This window comes from Pseudonocardia wallangbongensis (assembly GCF_054486945.1).
In genome coordinates this window covers 80,266-102,345 of sequence record NZ_JBRERS010000004.1, presented here as the reverse complement: position 1 = coordinate 102,345, position 22,080 = coordinate 80,266, and the positions used below count along the sequence as shown (strand labels likewise).

Sequence of the window (22,080 nt, the reverse complement as noted above, 5' to 3'; positions counted from 1 at the left end):
TGGGCCGGCCGAGCGCCGGCGAGGCCGAGCGATGAGCAGCGCTCTCGACGCCGTCACCGCGGGCCGCCGGTCGGAGCTGACCAAGGCCGCGCGGGCCCTGCTCCGCCGCCCGGTCCTGCGCGCGCACGGACCGGACGCCGAGCTCGTCGTGCTCGTCCGCCGGCACGCGAGCGAGCTGCGCGCCTGGTTCGACCGCAACACCGGCTGGCGGCTCGTCGTCGACAGCGAGGTGGCGCGGCTGGTCAAGACCGTCCCCGACACCGCCGACGCCACCCATCCCGCGCGCGACCCGCGCAGCCGCGCCGCGTTCTCCCGCCGCCGCTACGTGCTCACCTGCCTTGCGCTCGCCGTGCTGGAGCGCGCCGACGCGCAGATCACGCTGGGGCGGCTGGCCGAGCAGATCGTGCTGGCGGCGGCCGACCCCGGCCTCGCGGCGGCCGGCGTCTCGTTCGCCCTGGAACGCCGGGAGGAGCGCACCGACCTCGTCTCGGTGGTCCGGCTGCTGCTCCACCTGGGCGTGCTGTCCCGTGTGGCCGGCGACGAGGACGCCTTCGTCCGGGACGACGGCGACGCGCTCTACGACGTGGAACGCCGGGTCCTCGCGGCCCTGCTCGCGAGCCCTCGCGGCCCGTCCACGATCGCGGCGGCGGGCCACGAGGAACGGCTCACCGCGCTCACCGAAGAGCTGCCCGCCACCACCGACGACCTGCGCAACCAGCAGATCCGCCACCGTCTCACCCGCAGGCTGCTCGACGAGCCCGTGCTCTACCACGCCGACCTCGACGACACCGAGCTCGCGTACCTCACGAGCCAGCGGCACGCGATCACCAGCCGGATCACGGAGCTCACGGGCCTGGTGGCGGAGGTGCGGGCCGAGGGCATCGCGATGGTCGACCCGCAGGACGACCTCACCGACGTCCGCATGCCCGAGACCGGCACGGAGGGCCACGCCACGCTGCTGCTCGCCGAGCACCTGGCGGCGGCCGACGGTCCGGTACCGCTGCCCGCGCTGCACAACCACGTCCGCACGCAGGCCGCCGCCCACCGGTCGTACTGGCGCAAGGACGCCACCGCGCCCGGCGCGGAGATCGAGCTCACCGAGCAGGCGCTGCGGCGGCTGGAGGCGCTGCGCCTGGTGCGGCGTACCGGCACCGAGGTGCACGCACTTCCCGCGCTGTCGCGCTTCGCCGTGGGCCAGGCGCAGATCCAGGAGGCAAGGCGATGACCGCGCTCCCCGAGCCGGGCCGAGAGCGCTGGCAGCCGGTGCGCGCGGGTCTCGTCGACCTGTTCTACTACGACGTCGAGGAGTTCTGGTTCCACGACGGGCGGCTGCTGCTGCGCGGCAACAACGGCACCGGCAAGTCGAAGGTGCTCGCGCTGGTGCTGCCGTTCCTGCTCGACGGCGACCTGTCGCCGCACCGGGTCGAGCCGGACGCCGACCCGAAGAAGCGCATGGAGTGGAACCTCCTGCTCGGCGGTGACCACCCGCACCCGGAGCGCCTCGGCTACACCTGGCTGGAGTTCGGCAGGCGCCGCGACGACGGCACGGCCGAGTTCCGCACGATCGGATGCGGGCTCAAGGCGGTGGCCGGACGCGGGGTCGCGCGGCACTGGTTCTTCGTCACCGAGCAACGGGTCGGTACGGAGCTGCAACTGGTCGACGCCACCCGCACCGCGCTCACCCGCGAGCGGCTCGGCGAGACGATCGCGGGGCACGGGCACGTGTACGACCGCCGACAGGACTACCGGCGCGCCATCGACGAGGCCCTGTTCGGGCTGGGCGAGGGCCGCTACGGCGCGCTCGTCGACCTGCTGGTGCAGCTGCGGCAGCCCCAGCTGTCGAAGCGGCCGAGCGAGCAGAAGCTGTCCGACGCGCTCACCGAGGCCCTCCCGCCGCTCGACCAGGCCGTGGTCGCCGACGTCGCCGAGGCGTTCCGCAGCCTGGAGGAGGACCGCGACGAGCTCACCGCGATGGTCGAGGCCCACGGGTCCGCGCAGGCGTTCCTCGGGCACTACCGGCGCTATGCCGCCACCGCGGCACGCCGGCGCGCCGAGCGTCCTCGACAGGCCGAGCAGCGCTACCGCTCCGCACGCGAGGCGCTCGCCGACGCCGAGCAGGCGCACCGGGAGGCCGACGAGGCCGCCACGGCGGCCCAGCACCGGCTCGACGAGCTCGCCGTGGAGGCCGACGGGCTTCAGGCCCGCGATCGGTCGCTCCGCACCAGCCCGGAGATGCGCAGTGCTCAGGAGCTGGCACGCCTCGCCGAGGAGGCCCGCCGCCGGCGTGCCGACGCGGAGACCACGGCACGGCAGGCGCGGGACGCCGCCGAGACCGTGGCCACGCGGCGGAACCGGCGGGATGCCGCGACCGCACGCACCCGCGCGGCCGACGAGGAGCTCACCTCGCTGGGGGAGGGTGCCGCGTCCACCGCGGTTGATGCGCGGCTCGGCCCGGAGCACGCCACCCGGATCGACAACGAGCTGGCCGGCGGCGGGCAGGGAGAAGGGTGGCTGCGCGGCCTGCGGCACGCCGCCGAGGACCTCGTCGGGCGCCAGGAGCGCTCGATCCGGCACGTCGAGGGACTGCTCACCGCGGAGTCGAAGGCCGCTCAGGCGCTCCTCGCCGCGCGGGCCGAGGTCGACCGGCTGGCATCGGCGATCTCCGCCCTCGCCGATCGGCGCGCCGACGCGGACGCGGCCGTCGGGCAGCGGGGTGCCGAGCTCCTCGCCGCGGTGCGCGCGCACCTGTCGTCCACCACCGAGCTCGCGGTCCCCGACGTCGAGGTCGTCGCCGCCGCGCTGGAGCTGTGGGTCGGCACCCTGGAAGGCCCGAGCCCGGCTCGAACCGCGGTCGACACCGCAGGCCGGGCCGCCACCGAGACGCTCGCCCGGCTGGGGGCCGAGCTCGACCGGCGCGCCGCCGATGCGGCCGACCGCGCCGCCGAGCTGGCCGCCGAGATCGCACGGCTCGAGGCGGGCGAGCACGGCGCCCCGCCGGCTCCGCACACGCGCGACCCGGCAGCCCGCGCCGACCGGTCCGGGGCCCCGCTGTGGCAGCTCGTCGACTTCGTCGCGGCCGTTCCCGACGCCGACCGGAGCGGGCTCGAGGCCGCGCTCGAGGCGTCCGGCATCCTCGACGCATGGCTCGACCCGGGCGGGACGCTGCGCGACCGCACCGGCGACGTCCTGCTCGCCCCGTCCGACGGGGATCGGCCCGGCACCGCCCTGACCGCCGTCCTGCGCCCCGCGATCGACCCGGACGACGCCCGCGCCGCCGCCGTCCCGGAGTCCGCGGTCACGCGGGTGCTCGCGGCGATCGGGCTGGGGAGCGGTGGCGCCGGCACCTGGGTGGATGCTGCCGGCCGGTTCCGGATCGGGGTGCTCACCGGCGCCTGGCACAAGCCCGCCGCGCAGTACATCGGGCGCGGTGCGCGGGAGGCCGCCCGGCGGGTCCGGCTCGCCGCGCTGCGCGCCGACGCCGACCAGGTCGCGGCCGAGCAGGGTCGGATCGTCACGGAGCAGCGCAGGCTCACCCGCCGCCGCGACGCGCTGACGGCGGAGATCGACGGCCAGCCCACCGACACGGACCTGCGCGAGGCGCACGCGCACGTCGCGGCGCTGGCCAGGCAGCACGCCGATCTCGCGCGGGAGCACGCCGACGCCGACGGCCTGCTCGTGGACGCCACCGCAGACGCCGAGGGCGCGGCCGAGGCGCTCGTCACCGGCGCGGCGGACGTCGGGCTCCCGGCCGATCGCGCGGGGCTCGACGGCGTGCGTACCGGCCTCACGCAGTACCGGGTCGCGCTCGCCGGGTTGTGGCCCGCCGTCCGGGCGCTCGCCACGGCGCGCGAGAGCGAGCGGGACGCCGTCCGCGACCTGGAGGAGGGCGAGGCGGCGCACGAGGACGCCGTCGCGCGCACCGCCGACGCCGAGCGCGCCGCCCGGCACGCCGCCGAGGAGCACGCCACGCTGCAGGAGACCCTCGGCGACACCGTGAAGGAGCTGGAGGCCAAGCTCGCCGACGTCGCCGATCGCCTCGCCGCCAACGCGCGCGGCCGGAAGGCCGCTTCCGGCGAGCACGTGCGGGCGGTCGGGGCCCGCGGGGAGGCCGAGGGCACGCGCAAGGCCGCCGGCACGTCGCTCGAGGACGCCACCCGCGAGCGGGCCGACGCGGCGGAGGCCATGCGGCGGTTCGCCGCCACCGGCCTGCTCGCCGTCGCGCTGCCCGAGCTCGGCGTGCCCGACCCGGCCGACACCTGGGCGCCGGACCCGACGGTCCGGCTCGCCCGCCAGATCGACCAGGAGCTGTCCGCCACCGCCGCGGACGACCCGGCGTGGGACCGCGTGCAACGGCGGGTCACCGACGAGCTCAAGACGCTCACCGACACCCTCGCCCGGCAGGGCAACAACGCGTCGGCGCAGCTGCTCGAGGACGGGATCGTCGTCGAGGTCGTGTTCCGAGGTCGGCCCGCCACGGTCCCCGAGCTAACCCACGCGCTCGGCACCGAGGTGGCCGACCGGCAGCGGCTGCTCGACGAGCGCGAGCGGGAGATCCTGGAGAGCCACCTGGTCAACGAGGTGGCGAGCACGCTGCAGGAGCTGATCGCCGAGGCGGAGCGCCAGGTGCAGCGCATGAACGCCGAGCTGTCCGACCGGCCCACCAGCACCGGTATGCGGCTGCGGCTCGAGTGGCGGCCACGCGACGACGGCCCGGCCGGGCTCGCCGAGGCGCGGCGCAGGCTGCTGCGGCAGAGCTCCGACGCCTGGTCGGCGGAGGACCGCGCCGCCGTCGGCGGCTTCCTGCAGGACCGCATCGCCGAGATCAGGGCCCGCGACGAGGCGGGCACCTGGCTGGAGCACCTCACCACGGCGCTGGACTACCGCGGCTGGCACCGGTTCGTCATCGAGCGGCACCAGAACGGCCAGTGGCGACCCGCCACCGGGCCGGCCTCGGGCGGCGAACGCGTGCTCGCGGCGAGCGTGCCGCTGTTCGCTGCGGCGTCCGCGCACTACGCCTCGGCGGGCAACCCGCACGCCCCCCGGCTGGTCACGCTCGACGAGGCGTTCGCCGGCGTCGACGACAACGCCCGCGCGAAGTACCTCGGTTTGCTCGCCGCGTTCGACCTCGACGTCGTGATGACCAGCGAGCGCGAGTGGGGCTGCTACCCGGAGGTGCCGGGGCTCGCGATCGCGCAGCTGGCGCGCACCGACGGCGTGGCGGCCGTCCTGGTCACCAACTGGCGGTGGGACGGGGAGCAGCGCAGGGTCGTGCCCCGCCCGGTCGCCGTGCCGGCGGAGGCTCCGCCGGCGGCGGAGGAGGTGGCGCTGTTCTGACCGCGGACGACCGGCTGCGGAGGCTGCTCGGCGCCGACGAGCTCGCCTGGTTGCTCCACCGCGTGCGCCGACGGCTGGAGCGGGGCGAGCCGGTCGCCGGCACGGTCACGTTGGCGCGGGCCACGCCGGAGCAGCGTGACGCGGTGGCGCGCCTCCTCGGCCGCCGTCCACGCGACGGTGCCACCGTCAGCGTCCGGCTCGAGGACCTCGACGCGGTGCTGCGGCGCTCCGGGGTGCATCCGGACGGGCTGGCCGCGGGTGTCGTGGCGCTCACCGGACCGGTGCGCGACCGCCGGACTGCCGAGGCGAAGGCTGAGGCTGCGTGGGCCGCCGCGTTCGGCCGCCTGGATCCCGCGGTCGACGCGCACCCGGAGCTGGAAGCCTGGGCCGGTGGGCTCCGGAGCACGGGAACGGTCCGCCGCGTCTCGCGCGACCCGGTCACCGCGGCCACGCTGCTCGGCCGGCTGGCCGCCGTCCTCGCTGCCCTCCCCGCCGACGCGGAACCGGTGGGCCGGTTCGCCGAACGGATCCTCGGCTCCGCACACGCGCTCGACGCCGACCGGCCGCTCTCCGGGCTCGCGTTCGGGGCGGCACGGGTGCTCGGCCGGGTCGGTGACGGTGACGGGGCCGCGTGGCGGCGCGACGTGTGGGCGTCGGTCGGGCTGCTGCGCGACGAGCTGTCCAGCACGGTCCTGGTGCTGAACCTCCCCGTCGCCACCGACACGCCCACCGGCCGGATGCTCGCCGGCCTGCGCGCGACCGGGGAGCCGGCCGTGCTCACGCTCCGGCAGCTACGGCGCCCACCGCGGCTGCACTGCCGGGGCACCGTCTCGATCTGCGAGAACCCGGTCGTCGTGGCGGAAGCCGCCGACCGGCTCGGGGCCGCGGCCGGCCCACTGGTGTGCATCGGCGGCCAGCCGGGCGTTGCGGCGATGACGGTGCTGCGCAGCCTCGCCGAGGGCGGCGCCCGGTTGCGCTACCACGGCGACTTCGACTGGGGTGGGCTGCGCATCGGGAACGTCGTGTTCGGGCGGCTTCCCGTCGAGCCGTGGCGGTTCGACGCCGCGGCGTACCGGTCCGCGACGGCTCACGGCGCCGGCCGCCCGCTGAGCGCCGAGCCGATCGCGTGCGCGTGGGACCCGGAGCTCGCCGAGGAGATGCGCCGCACGGGTCGCGCCGTCGAGGAGGAACGCGTGGTCGACGACCTGCTCGCGGACCTGGCCCAGCCGCTTGACCCGGATAGGTCTTCTGGCTAACCATCGGACCACTCCCCAACGACGAGGAGCTCCTGTGGAACCGTCGCTGCTCTCCCTCCTGCCTCCGCTCGTCACGATCGTGTGCGCGATCGCCACCCGCCGGATCCTGATCTCCCTGGGGCTCGGCATCGTCCTCGGAGCTCTCCTCTACGCCCAGGGGAACGTCCTCGCGGCCGGGGCCTTCGTGCTCGACATCGCGGGCGGGCTCGTCATCGACGACGGGGCGGTGGCCGAGGAGGTGTACATCCTCGGCGTCGTGCTGCTCCTGGGCGTCCTGACGTCGCTGATCTACGTCTCGGGTGGTCTCGTGGCCTTCGCGGCCTGGGCGATCACGAGGGTCCGGACGCGGGTGCAGGCGCAGCTGGTCCCGGTCGCCGTCGGGATCGTGATCTTCTTCGACGACGCGTTCAGCAGCCTGGTCGGCGGGAACATCAGCCGGTCCATCACCGACCAGCACCGCATCTCGCGCGCCAAGCTGTCCTACCTGGTGGACTCCACGGCGGCGCCCGTCATCGTCCTGGTGCCGATCTCGGGCTGGGCGGCCTTCATCGCCGCGACCATGGCGGGCATCCTCGACGCCAACGGCATCACGGGGATCAGCGGCTACGAGGCGTTCCTGCAGTCGTTGCCGATGAACCTGTACGCGATCACGGCCTTGCTGCTCGCCATCGCGACGGCGGTCCTGAGCCTCGAGCTCGGATCCATGCGCCGTCACGAGCGGGCGGCCGTCGAGGACGGGTTGCTCGTCGACCACTCGCGCGGGCCGGTGCCGGGCGAGACCGACCGCACCCTGGAGGCGCGCGGCGACGGGCGCGTCGGTGACCTGCTCTGGCCCGTCCTGGTGCTCACCGGGGTCACCCTGGTCTGCGCCGTGTGGATCGGCATCGCCGGCACCGAGGGCCCGCTCGGCCCGATGGAGATCCTCACCAACACCGACGTCATCGTCTCGCTCCTGGTCGGCGTCGTCGCCGCGTGCCTGCTCTCGACGGGCACGCTGCTCGCGCGGCGCACGCCGGGCGCGCTGGTGGGCCGCGCGGCGGTGGCCGGCCTGCGGTCGATGCTGGTGGCCGCCGCGGTGCTGTTCCTCGCCTGGGTCACCGCCGGGGTGATCTCCGAGCTGGGCATCGGCGAGTACCTGGCCGGGCTCGTCGACGCCGCGTTGCCGCTCGCCCTGCTGCCGGTCCTGCTGTTCGCGCTGGCCTCGTTCATCTCGTTCTCGATCGGCAGCACGTTCGGGACGTTCGGTCTGCTGCTCCCGATCGCGGGCGAGGTCGCCGTGGCCCTCGACCCCGGGCTGCTCGTGCCGATGTTCGGTGCCGTGCTCGCCGGGGCCATCTTCGGCGACCACACGTCGCCGCTGTCGGACACCACGATCCTGGCGTCGATCGGCTCGGGCATCCAGCTCGTCGAGCACGTCACCACGCAGCTGCCGTTCGCCCTGGTCGCGGCGGCCGCGGCCGCGGTGGGTTACGTCCTGCTCGGCGTCACCGGCAGCGGTGTGGTCGGCCTGCTCGCCGCCGTCGTGACGCTCGCGGTCGCGATCGGCGTGCTCTGGGCGCGATCACCCCGCGTCGGGACCGTGGCGGAGCCGAGCCCGGGAGGCTGAGCCGCCGCCCCAACCAAATGCCGATCAGACCGGTCGTCATCGGCATGGACACATCACGGAGCAGGATCGGGTTCGGCGCAGGGGCGCTCGCGGTCACGCTCGGCGCGCTGCTCCTCGGCACGCTGGTGGCGCCGGCCGCGTCGGCCGCCCCGGCCCGCTCGTCGTGGGCACCCGCGGACACGGCGCCGATCCGGCCCGGTGTCAGCCTCGAGACCGACGGCGCGTCCTGCACCAGCAACTTCGTGTTCACCAGCGGCACCCGCACGTTCCTCGGCCAGGCTGCCCACTGCGCCAGCACCGGGACCGCCACCGACACCAGCGGGTGCACCGCCGGGAGCCTCCCGCTCGGCACCCCCGTCACCGTCCGGGCCGCCGACGGCACCACCCGCACCGGCCGGCTCGCCTACAGCTCGTGGCTGGCGATGCAGGAGCGCGGCGAGACCGACCCGGACCTCTGCCGGTACAACGACTTCGCCCTCGTCGAGGTCGCCGCCTCCGATGTCGCCGACGTCAACCCGACCATCCCGTTCTTCGGTGGCCCCACCGGCCTCGACGCCGACGGCCTCAGCCGCGGCGAGCACGTCTACGGCTACGGCAACTCGCCATTGCGGCTGGGGATCGAGAAGATCAGCCCGCAGGCCGGGCTCGCGGTGACGGACATGGGCTCAGGCCGCGGCCACCAGGTCTACATGCTCACCCCCGGTGTACCCGGCGACTCCGGAAGCGCCTACCTCGACGACGCGGGCAACGCGGTGGGTGTGCTGTCCACGCTCAGCTTCAGCCCGATGCCGGGCAGCAACGGTGTGGCCGACCTCGCGCAGGCGCTGGACTACGCCGCCGCGCACGGCGACGTGGGCAACGTGGAGCTGGTGCCGGGCACCCGGCCGTTCGACCCCGGCCCGGCCGACGACATCGTCGACAAGCTGCGCGCCCTGGTCCGATGAGCCGGCCGATCAGCCCTCGTCGAGCCGGAACCCGACCTTCATGCCGACCTGGAAGTAGCTCAGCCGCTCCTCCTGCACCGCCCCGCGGATCTCGGTGACCTCGAACCACTCGACGTTGCGCAGCGTCTGCGTGGCCCGGTCGATGCCGTGCCGGATCGCCTCGTCGAGGCTGTTCGAGCTGCTGCCGACGATCTCGGTGACGCGATAGACGTGGTCCATCGCAGTAGCGAACCACGGCGATGGGGAGTCCGCTGCCGCTACTTGGCGGGCAAGGTGCGTGCCTGGACGGCTCCGCGCCGCACCCAGGTGGCGAGCTGGGTCTCAGTGCGCACGTCGTCGGGCTCGACCCGGAGGAACCCCTTCATGGTGCGGCCACCCATCACCGAGGGGAACGCGGCCGTGGACTCCAAGAGTCGCTCCCGCTCGGCGGGGTCGATGCGCACCAGGATCCCGCCCTCGCGGCTGGCGCAGACGGCCATGTTGCCGCCCAGCAGGAACGCCAGCCCACCGAACATCTTCTGCTCGGCCAGATCCGGCTCGGCGAGCAGCAGATCCCGGATGCGCTCCGCGAGGTCCTCGTCGTACGCCACGGCCGGGACGCTACGCCCAGCCGTGGCCGTGCCTCAGCTCCCGGCGATCGGCTCGCGGTCGCGGTCGCGGAAGCCGTGGACGTCCATCTCGCGCACGAGCGGGTCGTCGTTCGTGCCGAGCACGCGCCAGTCCTCGTCCGGCTCGAGGATCTTCTCGGCCGAGCGGATCGTGAGGTAGTCGAGGTCGGGCGCCGTGGCCGGGGCCGACTCGCCTGCGGCGACCCGCTTGGCCGCGTCCAGCAGCAGCCTGCGCATGCGGATGATGGCCTTGTCCGTGGTGCCGAGGCGCTCCTGGGTGCGGTCGTAGATGGGCTTCATCGACTCGGTGGCCATGAGGTCCTGGCTGGCGAACTCCGCGATGCCGGAGAAGGTGGTGGTGCGCTGCTCGTCGCGGTCGATCCCGTACTCGTTCTCCGCGGTGTACTCGCGCGGGACGATCCCGTCCCCGTCCACCTCGCCGCGGGCGAGCTTGAACGGCGAGACCGAGAACAGCGGCGCCCCGCCCACCCCGCGGGAGTTGTCGATCACCCGGGTGGTGAAGCTGATCCGCCAGGTGTTGTGGTCGTCGATCGGGACGAACATGCCGTGCCGCACGCCGAACGGGACCGTCGCGATCACCGTGTGGTACGGGAAGCAGAAGGCGCTCATCCGCACGTGCTTGTTCCCGTTGGGCGTGGTGCGGATGCCGACGTACTTGAAGCCGTACCAGGTGTCCTCGACCTCGAGCCGCGGCGCGCGGTCGTGGAGCCAGAACTTCCACGACGAGGGGTTCGACGGGTACCCGGGCTTGTCGGAGCCGTCGTCCGGGAGGTCCGCGGCACCGGCCCACTGGTGCAGCCAGGAGATGTGCGACGTGTCGAGGTTGCCCTCCATCGCCTGCACCCAGTTGCAGGTGGTGTGCATCTTCGTGGCCTGGACGTGCTCCGGTGCGAGCGTCTCGGAACCGAAGTCGCGGAACGGGGTCATCGAGTCGGGCGGGCCCATGTAGGTCCAGACGAGGCCGCCGGACTCGTGCGTCGGGTAGGCCTTGGCCGTGACCCGGTTCTTGAAGGAGCTGCTGGGCGGCTCGCTCGGCATGTCGATGCAGCGGCCGTCGGCGTCGAACTGCCAGCCGTGGTAGGGGCAGCGCAGCCCGCAGGTCCCGTCCGGCCCGGCCTCGTTGCGGCCGTAGTACAGCGAGGCGCCGCGGTGCGGGCAGTTCTCCTGGATCAGCCCGACCCGGCCGTTCAGGTCGCGGAAGGCGACCAGGTCCTCGCCCAGCAGGCGCACGCGGACGGGGTCGCCGCCGGGGAGCGGCGCCTCGGTCGCCAGCAGCGCGGGCGTCCAGTAGCGACGCAACAGCTGCCCCATGGGGGTGCCGGGCCCGACGCGCGTGAGCAGCTCGTTGTCCTCGGTTGACAGCATCGTCGCCCCTCTCCGAAGCCACCGCTCCTCGATACGTTTGCTATAGCTAAACAGATTGTCTGAAGTAGTGTCAACAAAATTGTCGACGATCAGTCGGTCTGGGCCAGCCATGCGGTGGCGAACCACATCGTCCCGAGCGCGTAGCGGTCGACCCCGTTGACCTCGCGGCGGGCGATCGTCGACCGGTAGGTGCGGCTGAACCACGCCACCGCGAGGTCCCGGCCGCTCAGCAGCTCGACCTGCTGGTAGGCCCTCGTCCGCTCCGCGGCGTCGGGACTGACGCGCGCGACGTCGAGGAGCCGGTCCACCTCCGGGTTCGAGTACTCGCCGTGGTTGGCGCTGCCACCGGTGCCCAGCAGCCTGCCCACGCCCGGATACGCCGTGTTGACCTCACCCACCCACGTCGTGAGCTGGAAGTTCCCGCTCTGGGTCACCGTGGAGGTGAACTCCGCGAGGTCGTAGAACTTCAGCTCGATCGTGATACCCACGGCAGCCATCTGCGCCTGCACGAACTCCGCGAACTGGACCCGGCTCGTGCTCGTGGTGAACGTGAAGTCGGGGTTGCCGCCGTCGGCCCGGTACTCGTCGACGAGCTGCCGCGCACGCTGCGGGTCGTAGGTCGGCCACGCGTCGGACGCCGCCTGAGTGTGGTACGGGCTGTCGTCGCCGAACAGGCTCTTCGCCGGTACGAGGCGGCCGTTGTACTGGCTCACGGCCAGCGCGTTCATGTCGAGCGCCCGGATCACGGCCTCCCGCATCCGGTGGTCGTCGAACGGCGGCTGCGCGAAGTTGAACCGCAGGAACTCCCCGCCGTCGCCAGGGCCGTAGTAGACCTCCAGGTTCGGGTCGTCGAGCGCGCGCACGAGCTCCTGGTTGTAGCCGGCGAAGATCAGGTCGACGTCGCCGTTCTGGACCGACGCGTACCGCGACTCGGTGTCCGGCAGCGGCCGGAACTCCAGACCGTCGAGGTAGGGCAGGTCCGGCTGCCAGTAGTCGTCGTTGCGGACGAGGACGGTCTTGGAGTCCCGGACCCACTCGGCGAACTTGAAAGGGCCCGCGCCGACGGGGTGGTTGCCGACGTCGTCGCCGTACCGCTGCAACGCGGCCGGCGAGATGATCATGCCGAGCGCGCCCTCGGTGAACGACAGCGCGAAGAGCATCGAGAACTCAGAGACCGGCTCGGTGAGCGCGAACTCCACCGTCAGCGGGTCGACCGCACGCATCGACCGGATCGCCATCGCGCCGCCGTGACCGGGTGACGTGGGCGTGTCGATGTGCCGCTGCACGTTGATGATCACTGCGTTCGCGTCGAGGTCGGTGCCGTCGTGGAACCGGACGCCCGGCCGCAGCCGCAGCAGCCACGTCCGGCCGCCGTCCTGGGTGTCCATCGACTGCGCCAGGTACGGCTCGACGCCGCCGTCCGGCGTCATCCGCATCAGCGAGTCGTACACGGCGCTGGCCGCGGAGTTGCCGTTCAGGACGGTCGGGTCGAAGCTCGTGGCCTCCGCCGTCCCGCCCATCACGAGAGTCCCGCCGCGTTGCGGTGGACCGTCGGCCGCCGGATCGCCCCCGTAGGGGTTGACGGCACCGAGCGGCGGCGCGTCGTCGACCCGCCCGATCCCCGGTGCCGCACCACAGGACGCCACCAGCACGACAACTGCGATCGTCGCCACGGCGGACCACAGTCGCCAGAACCGCATCGACCAGCACTCCTCATCGAGCCGCAAAGGTTGTCCCAGCTAACTGAAATCGGGCCCGAGTGTCAACGAGATCGGCGGCCATCAACAATAGTGATACCGCGGCAGAAACAATAGGAATTTCTGCTCCGCGCACGACGCGCCTACCGTCATGGCGACTCTGCAAGTCTACTCAAAAGGACCGGAGCGCCGTGACAACCGGACTGGGCATCACTCTCACCGATGAGATGATCGAGCGCGTCGACTCGGCGTTGACGAGCGGCAAGCCGATCGTCGTGAGCTACGTCGCCGACGGCAGGCCCCGCATGTCGCTGCGCGGCTCCACCCACGTGCACGGGCCCGACCAGCTCGCGCTCTGGGTGCGCAAGAGCGCCGGGCTGGTCGAGGCGATCACCCGCAACCCCGCGGTGGGCCTGCTGTACCGCGACTCGGACACGCGGACGACCTACGTGTTCTCCGGCAGTGCCCGCGTCGCCGACGACGCCGAGACGCGCACCGCGGTCTACGACGCGAGCGCGCAGGCGGAACGCGACCACGACCCCGAACGCAAGGGGTTCGCGATCCTGATCGACCTCGACGAGGTCACCGGCGGCACCGTCGGCGGCACCATGGTCTCGATGAAGCGCGAGCGCTGACGGATCCGGCCCGGTTCACGGTCCACCGCGGGATCGTGGGTCCCGGCCCGGTGCCAGCAGGGCCAGCCGGTCGTTGATGAACGCGCTGAACTCGGCGAGCTCGCGCTCCCGCAACGCCTGACGGCGTTGCCGGGCGGAGAGCGAGCGCTCCGAGACGATCAGGGTGACGGCGACGCCGGCGACGAACGCCATTCCGGTGAGCAGGATGAAAAGGATCAGGTTATCGGCCATGGAACCATGGTCGGCGCGCCCGGTGTGCAGTTCCAGATCGACTGCGGCGCAGATGTGACGAGGAAGTGACGCCACCGACACGCGGGCGCAGCACCTCGTCGAACCTAAACGTCAGAAGTGACACAGAACCGGAAAGTAGTGACGGTTCATCGGCCGGCCGAGGACCGCATGCCCGGTGCCGTGCCATCATCGCACAGTGAGCGCCGACAGCGATCCACACGGGGGTGTGACGCCCGGGATCGTGGCGGACGAGCTCGTCCGATGCCGGCGCCGCGGCCTCGGGCGCCTCGACGCGGCGCTCGGATCCGAGCCACCCGTCGAGCTTCCGGTGCTCGAACGCCTCGGCCTCAAGAGCTCCCCTGCCGGCCGACGGACGTCGGCGGATCGCGGTGTCGTCATCGGCACCCTCATCCGGCTGGGGATCGCCGACCTCAGCGACGATCGCCCCGAGGACGGGCGCCTGCTGACCGAGTTGTTCTTCGGGGAGTCCCCGACGACGATCCCCGCGATGAGCCCGGGTGAGCTGCTGGATGCGGCGCTGCGCCGCCGCCGCGGGGTGAGCGAGGCGGCCTTCCGCCGGGAACGCCGGCAGGCGTGCCTGCGCCTGGGCCGGGTGCTTCTGGATCTCGGGGTGCCCGTCGAGCCGCGCGCCGACCCGCTGGTGCGGACGAGCGCTGCGGCCGTGCTCGCCCTGGCGCAGGACCCGTCGGCCGACGACGCGGCGATACTCGAGCAGCTACGCGAGATGGCGCGCGAGTTCGGCGTCGGCGAGGCCCTCGAGGTGATCACGACGTTCGATACCCCCGATATTCTCGGATGATTTGAGGCGGATACCCTCGGCGTACTCCTCACGACGGCGGCCAAATCATGAACGGTCTCCGGTATCCCGGCACTAGGCGGCGGAAATGGATCGAAGCGACGGTCACTTTCGGGCGATGGCCCGCCTGTTGCCGGCGGATGCGCCGGCCGTGTGGCACCCGGTCGACGACGCATTGATCGCCGGCCCGGAAGGGTTGTTGGGTGACCCGCGCGAGCTGTTCGTCCCCGAGGTGGTGACCCAACTGGACGCCGTGCTCGGTTTCGAGGGCACGCTGTCCCGGTGCCGTGACCAACTCGTGCGCACCCCCCTCGTCGTCAACCTGACGGCCAGCACCCTGACGGGTGACCACACCCGCAAGGTGACCGTCATGTCGATCGCCGACGCGCTGCGGCTCGGCGCGACGGCGGTGGCGTGCCACCTCAACTTCAGCGCACCCAGCGAGAACGAGATGATCCAGCGCTTCGGGAGCGTCGTCGCCGAGGCCCGCCGGTTCGGGATGCCGGTCGTCGCGATCACCTACCCCCGGGGGGTCCGCGAGGACGGCAGCGACGAGAACTACTTCGGCCTGCGCGCCGCGGATCCGGACGCCTTCGCCCTCAAGGTCGCGCACGCGGTCCGGGTGGCGACCGAGCTCGGCGCGTCCGTGGTCAAGACCGTGTACACGGGCACGGCGGAATCCTTCCGCCGCGTCGTCGACGGGGCCTGCGGGGTGCCGGTCCTGATCGCCGGGGAGGAGTACGACCCGACCGAGGAGGTCCTGGACCGGGCCGAGGCGGCCGTCCGGGTCGGGGCCCGGGGGGTGGCGTTCGGTCGCCAGATCTTCGAGCGGAAGGACCCGGCGACCTTCCTCGTCGAGCTACGGGATCGGCTCGGTATCGCCTACACCAAGTGCTGCTCCGGCGCGGATCATTCCCCGACGACATAGCGGAGGCCGACGTCGTCCGTGCGGATGTTCACGTCGCCCCGGCCCCGATACGCCGGGTGGGCCCGCCATTTCTCCTGGCGCCACGACCCGCCTTTGACGACGCGCCGGATGTGGTCGCCCGGCCGGTAGTAGTCGAACGTCCACTCGAAGCAGTTGCCCATCAGGTCCTTCGGCATCTCGACGCCGGGCCGCGCGACGGCTTCGAACGCCCCCACCGGGCTCGTCCCGCCGACTCCGTACTCGATCGAGTTGATCGGGCCGTCGAGGGGCGCCCGGCCGAGCCGCCACACGCAGGCCGCCTCCCACTCGTCCTCGCTCGGCAGCCGCACGAGCTCGCCGAGCTCCAGGGACTTCCACGCGCAGAACGCGTTTGCCTCGTGCCAGGAGATCCCGATGACCGGATGCAGCCCCGACGTGGGGCCGCGGTACGACCAGAACCGCGGCGCCTCGATGGGACGCCGGAAGTTCTCGCCCGCGTACCGGGCCAGGTCGTCGTCGCCGAGGTCCATGAACCGAACCAGTGCTGCGGCTTGGGCCGGGCTCGCCAGTTGGTCGCGCAGGAGCCGCACGATGCGCTCGGGATGCCCGCGCAGCGTGTCCCGTTTGCGCATCCAGTTCAGCACGAACTGCTCGACCGTGTCCCTGCGCGACCTCCAGTCCCACCCGGCATCGGTCCACAGCTCCCGCTCGTGGTATCCGCCGGCCGCCACGAACTCCGCGTACTCCGCGTTCGTCACCGGCACATCGGCGATCCAGAACGGCTTCAGCTCGATCGTCCGCCGCTCGCTCGCCACCGCGGAGCTGATCTTCGCGAGGTCCACGTCCGGGACCGCGATGCCCGGACCCAGCCGCCACTCCCCGCCGGGAACGCGGTGCATGGCGGAGGTGGGGTCGCCGCGTCGAGGCGCCGGGTTCTTCCACCCCATCCCCGCGAGCGCTTCCATCGCGTCGATCGACGTGACGACCGTGTCGGCGCGGGAGAGCAGGCCACGCAGCGCGAGGCGGATCGAGCGGCCGGTCTCGGAGTCGCCGTCGAGGCGTGCGGCGGTGTGGGCCCGGGCGGCGAGCACCGGGTCGGCGGCGGCCAGCTTCAGCGTGAAGTCCTCGCCGTGCAGCTGCGCTGCCGCGGACGCCATCCCCTCCGTGTCGCCTGCCGAGTCCCGCGCTTCGGGCCCGGGCACCGCGTCCGCCGCGCCGGGCCCCGCCGTTGCGTGGATCAGCTCCAGGACGCGGTCGGTCTCCATCGTCAGGGCGGCGAGGAGCTGCCGCACGATCCGATGCGAGAAGCCGTAGGAGCGACGCTCGTCCTCGACGAGCATGTGCAGGTCGATCGCGACGTCGAGGACCTCGGCGGGCGCCGGCTCGGCGAGGCCCTCCTCCTGCAGCCCGTCCGCGATCGCGGCCCGCGTCCGGACCCGGTCGAGCGTCCTGCCCGCCGTGTCGGCCGGACGGCTCATCGTGCGGGCGAGGCCGGCGAGCACCCGGATCAGCGGCACGTCCGCGAGCAGCGGCCACGGGTCGGCGCCCGAGCGCCCCTGGGTGGTGACGAGGGCCGCGATCGCGCGTTCGGGCAACAGCCGGGGATGGAAGTGGAGCTGGTCGCGCTCCCGCAGGATCGCCGCGGCGATCGCGTTGCCGAAGAGGCGGGCGTCCGTCCTCGCGATGGGGGCCACGCCCGCATCGAGGTAGGTCTGGAGCCGGAAGGGGCTGGAGTAGAACTCCGCGAGCTCGGGGTCCTCGGTGATCGCGGAGCGGACGTCGAGCGCGACGTCGACCCCGCGCCCCGCGGCGATCGCGACGATCTGGCGGGCCGTCACCGGGGAGAGCTCGACCGCCGTCGGTTCCTCCCCGCGGGCGCTGTGCAGGGGGATCAGCTGGTCGCGGGTGCGGCAGGACACCACGACGCGGCGCGCTCCGAGCTGGAAGCAGCCCGCGACGACGGCCCTCCACTCCAACATCCACTGGGTGAGCGCCTGCGAGTGCGCCCCCACCTCGTTGTAGCCGTCGAGGATCACGGCTCCCCCGTCGGCGAGGAACTCCGGGAAGGTGCACCACGCGGTGGAGTCGACGACGCGGTTCCAGCATTCCTCGACCCAGGCCAGGTCGATCGCCCGGCCGGGCGGGTGGTCGAACAGCGGCGCGTAGAACGTCTCGAGCGGTCTGCCGTTCTCCGGAGAGCGCAGGACATCGAGCGCGCATTGGGCGTTGAGCTGCCTGAGCTGCAACGTCTTGCCGCTACCGGGTTCGCCGATGACCGTCACCAGGCTCGCGGTGCGCGGATCGGAGAGGAGGTCGTGCAAGGAGTGGCTGATCGGTGCTGACGCGTTTGCGCCCAGGCCCAGTATTCGCAACGGCAGCTCGGCGACAATGCGATCGCGGCGGTCGAACGACCAATTGACGACCGTTCTCAGCGCGAACGCCTCACGGCTGCGGGCGGGCCGGTTGTCCCGGATCTCCGCAATGAGCCCCGGGGTGGCCGCGACGAATCGGGCGTGCCCCGCTTGCAGGAGCCTGACCAGCTCGGACGAGGTGGCGCAGACACCGCCGACGCCGGCGTCGGCGATGGGGACCACCGTCGGCACCACCGACCGGGGGAACTCCGCCAGGTACGGTTCGACGTCGGCGATCCAGCGGGCCACCCGACGGATGTCGGTGACGTCGCCGTTCCAGTCGATGCCCGGGCCGACGGGGAGATCCGCGTGCTGCCCGTCCCGAGCTTCACCGGTGACGACGGCGATGTCGACCGCGGCGAGGTTCGCCAGCCGGAGCCACTCCGACGCACCGCGCGCCGTCAGCGGTTGACGCATTACCGCAACGAGGCAATCGAACGGCTGATTTCGTGTCGGGGTGACAACTTCGGCGGACCGGTCGGCCGCGCGAAGGCGAGCGCGCAGTTCTTCGTTTGCGAGCGGGCTGTCGCCCCAGATACCGAACGTCGTCGCTGGAGGCAAGAACGCCCTCCTGTCAACATCGTCCGGGGCGCCGGCCGTCGCCGGCGAACGGCTCGACAGGCATTCTTCCATTCGATCGACGGGATGGCATCTCGCCGACGGCACGCGCTGCTCGCGCGGCTGGGCCGCGGCGGCCGACGCCCTGCCGGCCCTACATCGCGGCGCAGCTCCCTTGACCTGACGGGGTTTCTGGCTAACCATCGGACCACTCCTCAACGACGAGGAGTCGCCGTGGAACCGTCGCTGCTGTCCCTGCTCCCGCCTCCTTCTCGATCGGCAGCACCTTCGGGACGTTCGGTCTGCTGCTCCCGATCGCGGGCGAGATCGCCGTGGCCCTCGACCCCGGGCTGCTCGTGCCGATGTTCAGCGCCGTGCTCGCCGGCGCGATCTTCGGCGACCACACCTCCCCGCTGTCGGACACCACGATCCTGTCCTCGATCGGATCCGCCATCCAGCTCGTCGACCACGTCACCACACAGCTGCCGTTCGCGCTGGTCGCGGCGGCGTCCGCGGTGGGCTACGTCGTGCTGGGCGTGACGGGCAACGGCGCGGCCGGGCTGGTCACCGCACTCGCGGTCGGTGTGCTCTGGATGCGCTCGACCCGAATCGGGGCCCTACCCGCGCCGGAGTCCAGCGGCTGAACCGGGCGCCGGTCATTCCCCGATCCCGGCAGCCCCGCTCATCAGCGCGGCAAGTAGGCGCTCCCGAAGCTCGACGACGATCGATCCGATCCGGTCGTGGAGCATGGCATTCGCGTCGAGCGCACCGAGGACTTCACCGATGTCTCGCTGCACAGACGTCGGAGGCAGCATGATCGGCAGATCGCCCAGGGTCCTGGTGCTGATGGAATTGATGGCCGACCCAGTGCGGTTCCGATCTATCCAGTCCCGAGCCGCCGGTGCTCCGAGGCAGTACACCAAGTATGAGGAATCGACGATGCGCCGGGGGCGTAGGCGGATGCACCCGGGCCCCAGTAACCAGCCCTGCTGCCCTGGACCGACCAGCCCACTCCTACCCGGTTCACCGGTGCGGACACAGACGACGTCACCCTGTTCCAGCCGATATCGGGTCAATCTCGCGGCCTCGCGCTCCGTCACGAACTCGGTGTCACCGACCAGGCCGTTGTAGCGGATGGTGCGCGGGACGACGAGTCGCTGCGGCGTTCTGCGCCCCATCGTCCTCGCAACGTGCCCGGGACCGGCCAGGATATCGCAGATGTCACCCAACAGTGCCCTCTGCCAGCCCAGCGAAGATTCTGGCCGGCCGTCGACCTGCTTCTCATCGACGCGCGTGACGCTGTAGTCAAGCAACCGGTCGAGCTCACCTGCCCGGTTTCTGATCTCGGCCAGCTCGAGTCTCAGTTCGGTGATCGACCGGGCGGACGATGCGCTCGCCGCGTCCGCCCGGGTCGCGATGTACGAACGCGGGTTGAGCACGAAACGCCGCTCACGAATCTCCTCGAGGTGGACACTCCGAGCGAATCCTGGCGGCAGCTCGCGTGCCACCGATCCGCCGCGGCCTCGAGAATCCCGATATGCACTGACGATCTGCTCGATGTCATCGTCGCCGAGTACGCGCTGTCTACGGTCACCCGTCGATCCCAGCAGCGTCGCGTCAATGAATAGCACCTCGGTCGAGACCTGCCGAGGCGCCCGCAACACCCAGAGCGTAACCGGGATGCCGGTGGCGGCGAACAAACCCGGCGGAAGGGCCATCACACACTCGACGGCACCCGCTTCCACCATTTGCTCCCTGATCGCGACTTCGGCTGGGTTCTGACTGGAGGTGGCGCCGTTCGCCGTCAGGACTGCGGCTCGGCCGCCGGGCCGGAGCACCGTCACCGCGTGTTGCAGCCATGCGAAGTTTGCGTTGTGCCGGGGCGGCTCGCCGTACGGCCAACGCCTGCTGTCCGTTCGAGTCTCCGAGCGCCAATCGGTCAGGTTGAACGGCGGATTCGCGAGCACGACGTCGAACCACTTCTCATGGTCGAGGTCGGCGTCGAGCGCCATCGATGAGCTGATGGTCATCTTGACACCGGCCAGCGCCGCCGCCATCGACGTACGTCGCACGTAACGCTGGTTCACCGCATGACCGGTCAGGGCTGCGGTCGCCGTTACCGCATTTCCGCGTTCCGCGTGCAGGACAGCACCGAGAAGCAGCTCCCCGGAGCGACAGAACGGGTCGTAGACACGATCCGATGAGATTGGATCCGCCACACCGACCATGACACGCACCACCGAGCGCGGCGTGTGGGTGTCGCCGCCACGCGCAGTGGCCGACGCCATGAGCGCCTGCAATTCGAGAAGGAAGTGAATCACGCCACCCCGATCGCCCGGCATCTCGAGCTCGTCGAGCACGTGAATGAATCGATAAATCGACTCGTCTCCGCCGGCATCCCACTCCGGGTCCGGGAGATGCACGGGCACCGACCCGTTTGCCAGATCTCGCAAGACATGATCCAGCCCGAAACGCAGAAGATCAGATCGACCATCATGCTTCAGTTGACGCCAGTGCGTCGAAGCTCGAATCCTGATGATCAGGAGTGCCACGAGCAGGTCGAACGCTGAATCGATGTCGAGCGTCCCCCGCGCCTTTACAAAGGCGGACCACACCCGCTGGGCGAGGTCCGACCCGGGGCGCACCGGAATCGACCCGGCGGTCCGTGCCGCCTCCGTCGAGCGACCCTGCAGCAGGAAGCGGTCACCGTAGGTGGTTCCGGGTAGCTCATCGGGCCCCAACGCGTTTTTCGGGATGCGCCGGGATCCCAACCACTCGGCAATCTCACTGAATACGAACATCTCCGTGGCACCCACCCGCCTGGGCGCTGGAAAGTCCGGATGCCGCTTCCGCCAGTTGCTGACAGCGGCAGAACCGACTCCGGCGCGCCTCGCGACGTCCACGGCAGAAACCCACTGGGGAGTTCGCGTCATCCGACACCACCGCGGGTCCCGATCGCACTTCGCCGCACGAGGAGATCAGGCACACGGTCGCGCAACTCCAGTTCAGCGATGATCGCCGGCGACAACAGGCCGAGCAGACGGTAAACCGTGTCGTGGTCGGCATCGAGGTGCCGATGGTGGATCGGCTCGTGGTGCATGATCCGGTTGCGCAGCACGAGGACGTTCGAGAAGTCCTGGTGCAGGGCGCGGCGGGCCGCGCCCGGGAACACGCGATGCAGAGCCGGCGTCCAGAGCGTTCGGTGATACCTACTGCTGATCAATGAGACCCAGAACCCGAAAGTCAGTTGCGCAACGACGTCGTCGGGAACCTCCGGCCGCCGCTGGAGCTGGGCCAATTGCCGCTTCGCATCCGCCACCTTCCGCCGCCCGTTCACGTCGAGCGGTGCCGAATGCCACCAGTCCTGCCGGGAGAACTTCGAGGCGAGACTGCTGTGGAGCGCGTTGCGCAGTGCCAGTTCGAGGCGATTGAGCGGCACCACGAACGCGGCGGCCACCTCAAGGTTCCACCACTCCAGCTCGATCGCCGCCGTGGCGTTTCCCCCAGTGGCCGCCAAGTAGGGTGTGAACCGCGGCGTCGAGAGGACGACGTCGACCCATGCGGGGGGCTGGGTACTCATGGCGTCCTCCACCATCCGATCGAGGGTCGCCGGAGCAGGCAGTGCTACACTCGGGCCCGTAAGCCCCGGGTCGCCCCTGCTTCTGCATGCCGCCCGGGGCAAGCTCTTTT

Annotated in this window: 17 protein-coding genes; 9 read left to right on the top strand and 8 right to left on the bottom strand. The window is 71.8% G+C overall.

Annotated elements, in window-relative coordinates:
• Positions 1-31: 31 nt before the first annotated feature.
• The 5 genes from ACU436_RS15655 to ACU436_RS15635 all read left to right on the top strand — a co-directional run bounded on the left by ACU436_RS15655 (position 32) and on the right by ACU436_RS15635 (position 9,140).
• The gene (locus ACU436_RS15655; RefSeq protein ID WP_459025877.1) at positions 32-1,225 is read left to right on the top strand and encodes a TIGR02678 family protein; all 1,194 of its coding nucleotides are present in this window, start codon (positions 32-34) and stop codon (positions 1,223-1,225) included.
• Positions 1,222-5,334 carry a TIGR02680 family protein gene (locus ACU436_RS15650; RefSeq protein ID WP_459025875.1) on the top strand — a complete coding sequence of 1,371 codons (4,113 nt, stop codon included), beginning with the start codon at positions 1,222-1,224 and terminating at the stop codon, positions 5,332-5,334. Before ACU436_RS15655 ends, ACU436_RS15650 begins: the two co-directional genes overlap by 4 nt.
• A gap of 62 nt (positions 5,335-5,396) precedes the next feature.
• Positions 5,397-6,590 (top strand): TIGR02679 family protein, encoded by a 1,194-nt coding sequence (locus ACU436_RS15645; protein ID WP_459025874.1) that lies wholly within the window; start codon positions 5,397-5,399, stop codon positions 6,588-6,590.
• Between the two features lie 34 nt (positions 6,591-6,624).
• Entirely contained in the window at positions 6,625-8,196 is a 1,572-nt protein-coding gene (locus ACU436_RS15640) for a Na+/H+ antiporter NhaC family protein (protein WP_459025872.1), read from the top strand.
• Positions 8,197-8,240: 44 nt separating this feature from the next.
• On the top strand, positions 8,241-9,140 hold the full coding sequence (locus ACU436_RS15635; RefSeq protein ID WP_459025870.1) for a serine protease: 900 nt from the start codon (positions 8,241-8,243) through the stop codon (positions 9,138-9,140).
• Between the two features lie 9 nt (positions 9,141-9,149).
• On the opposite strand, the gene ACU436_RS15630 is transcribed toward ACU436_RS15635, so the two are convergent.
• From ACU436_RS15630 to ACU436_RS15615, 4 genes are all read right to left on the bottom strand, one after another.
• A complete protein-coding gene (locus ACU436_RS15630; RefSeq protein ID WP_459025868.1) occupies positions 9,150-9,359 on the bottom strand; it encodes a dodecin in 210 nt (69 codons plus the stop codon).
• A 38-nt stretch (positions 9,360-9,397) separates the two neighbouring features.
• The gene (locus tag ACU436_RS15625; RefSeq protein WP_459025866.1) at positions 9,398-9,730 is read right to left on the bottom strand and encodes a TfoX/Sxy family protein; all 333 of its coding nucleotides are present in this window, start codon (positions 9,728-9,730) and stop codon (positions 9,398-9,400) included.
• 33 nt (positions 9,731-9,763) lie between these two features.
• Positions 9,764-11,134: a Rieske 2Fe-2S domain-containing protein gene (locus ACU436_RS15620; RefSeq protein WP_459025864.1), complete on the bottom strand. Its 1,371-nt coding sequence runs from the start codon at positions 11,132-11,134 to the stop codon at positions 9,764-9,766.
• A gap of 89 nt (positions 11,135-11,223) precedes the next feature.
• Positions 11,224-12,834 carry an ABC transporter substrate-binding protein gene (locus ACU436_RS15615; protein ID WP_459025862.1) on the bottom strand — a complete coding sequence of 537 codons (1,611 nt, stop codon included), beginning with the start codon at positions 12,832-12,834 and terminating at the stop codon, positions 11,224-11,226.
• 188 nt (positions 12,835-13,022) lie between these two features.
• Here ACU436_RS15615 and ACU436_RS15610 point away from each other — a divergent pair, with 188 nt between their 5' ends.
• Complete coding sequence (locus ACU436_RS15610; RefSeq protein ID WP_459025861.1) at positions 13,023-13,466, top strand: pyridoxamine 5'-phosphate oxidase family protein; 444 nt, start codon at positions 13,023-13,025, stop codon at positions 13,464-13,466.
• Between the two features lie 15 nt (positions 13,467-13,481).
• Here the strand turns inward: ACU436_RS15610 and ACU436_RS15605 are convergent, their stop codons facing one another.
• Entirely contained in the window at positions 13,482-13,697 is a 216-nt protein-coding gene (locus tag ACU436_RS15605) for a hypothetical protein (RefSeq protein WP_459025859.1), read from the bottom strand.
• A gap of 196 nt (positions 13,698-13,893) precedes the next feature.
• Between ACU436_RS15605 and ACU436_RS15600 the strand changes: the two genes are divergently transcribed.
• Both ACU436_RS15600 and ACU436_RS15595 read left to right on the top strand, forming a co-directional pair.
• The gene (locus ACU436_RS15600; protein ID WP_459025857.1) at positions 13,894-14,517 is read left to right on the top strand and encodes a hypothetical protein; all 624 of its coding nucleotides are present in this window, start codon (positions 13,894-13,896) and stop codon (positions 14,515-14,517) included.
• Positions 14,518-14,632: 115 nt separating this feature from the next.
• The gene (locus ACU436_RS15595; protein ID WP_459025855.1) at positions 14,633-15,442 is read left to right on the top strand and encodes a class I fructose-bisphosphate aldolase; all 810 of its coding nucleotides are present in this window, start codon (positions 14,633-14,635) and stop codon (positions 15,440-15,442) included.
• On the opposite strand, the gene ACU436_RS15590 is transcribed toward ACU436_RS15595, so the two are convergent.
• On the bottom strand, positions 15,424-18,249 hold the full coding sequence (locus tag ACU436_RS15590; RefSeq protein WP_459025853.1) for an SUMF1/EgtB/PvdO family nonheme iron enzyme: 2,826 nt from the start codon (positions 18,247-18,249) through the stop codon (positions 15,424-15,426). The genes ACU436_RS15595 and ACU436_RS15590 overlap by 19 nt on opposite strands.
• Before the next feature lie 416 nt (positions 18,250-18,665).
• Here ACU436_RS15590 and ACU436_RS15585 point away from each other — a divergent pair, with 416 nt between their 5' ends.
• On the top strand, positions 18,666-19,034 hold the full coding sequence (locus tag ACU436_RS15585) for a Na+/H+ antiporter NhaC family protein (RefSeq protein ID WP_459027005.1): 369 nt from the start codon (positions 18,666-18,668) through the stop codon (positions 19,032-19,034).
• Positions 19,035-19,046: 12 nt separating this feature from the next.
• Here ACU436_RS15585 and ACU436_RS15580 read toward each other — a convergent pair whose 3' ends face one another.
• On the bottom strand, positions 19,047-21,323 hold the full coding sequence (locus ACU436_RS15580; protein ID WP_459025851.1) for an N-6 DNA methylase: 2,277 nt from the start codon (positions 21,321-21,323) through the stop codon (positions 19,047-19,049).
• A complete protein-coding gene (locus ACU436_RS15575; protein ID WP_459025849.1) occupies positions 21,320-21,985 on the bottom strand; it encodes a hypothetical protein in 666 nt (221 codons plus the stop codon). Before ACU436_RS15575 ends, ACU436_RS15580 begins: the two co-directional genes overlap by 4 nt.
• Positions 21,986-22,080 lie beyond the last annotated feature (95 nt).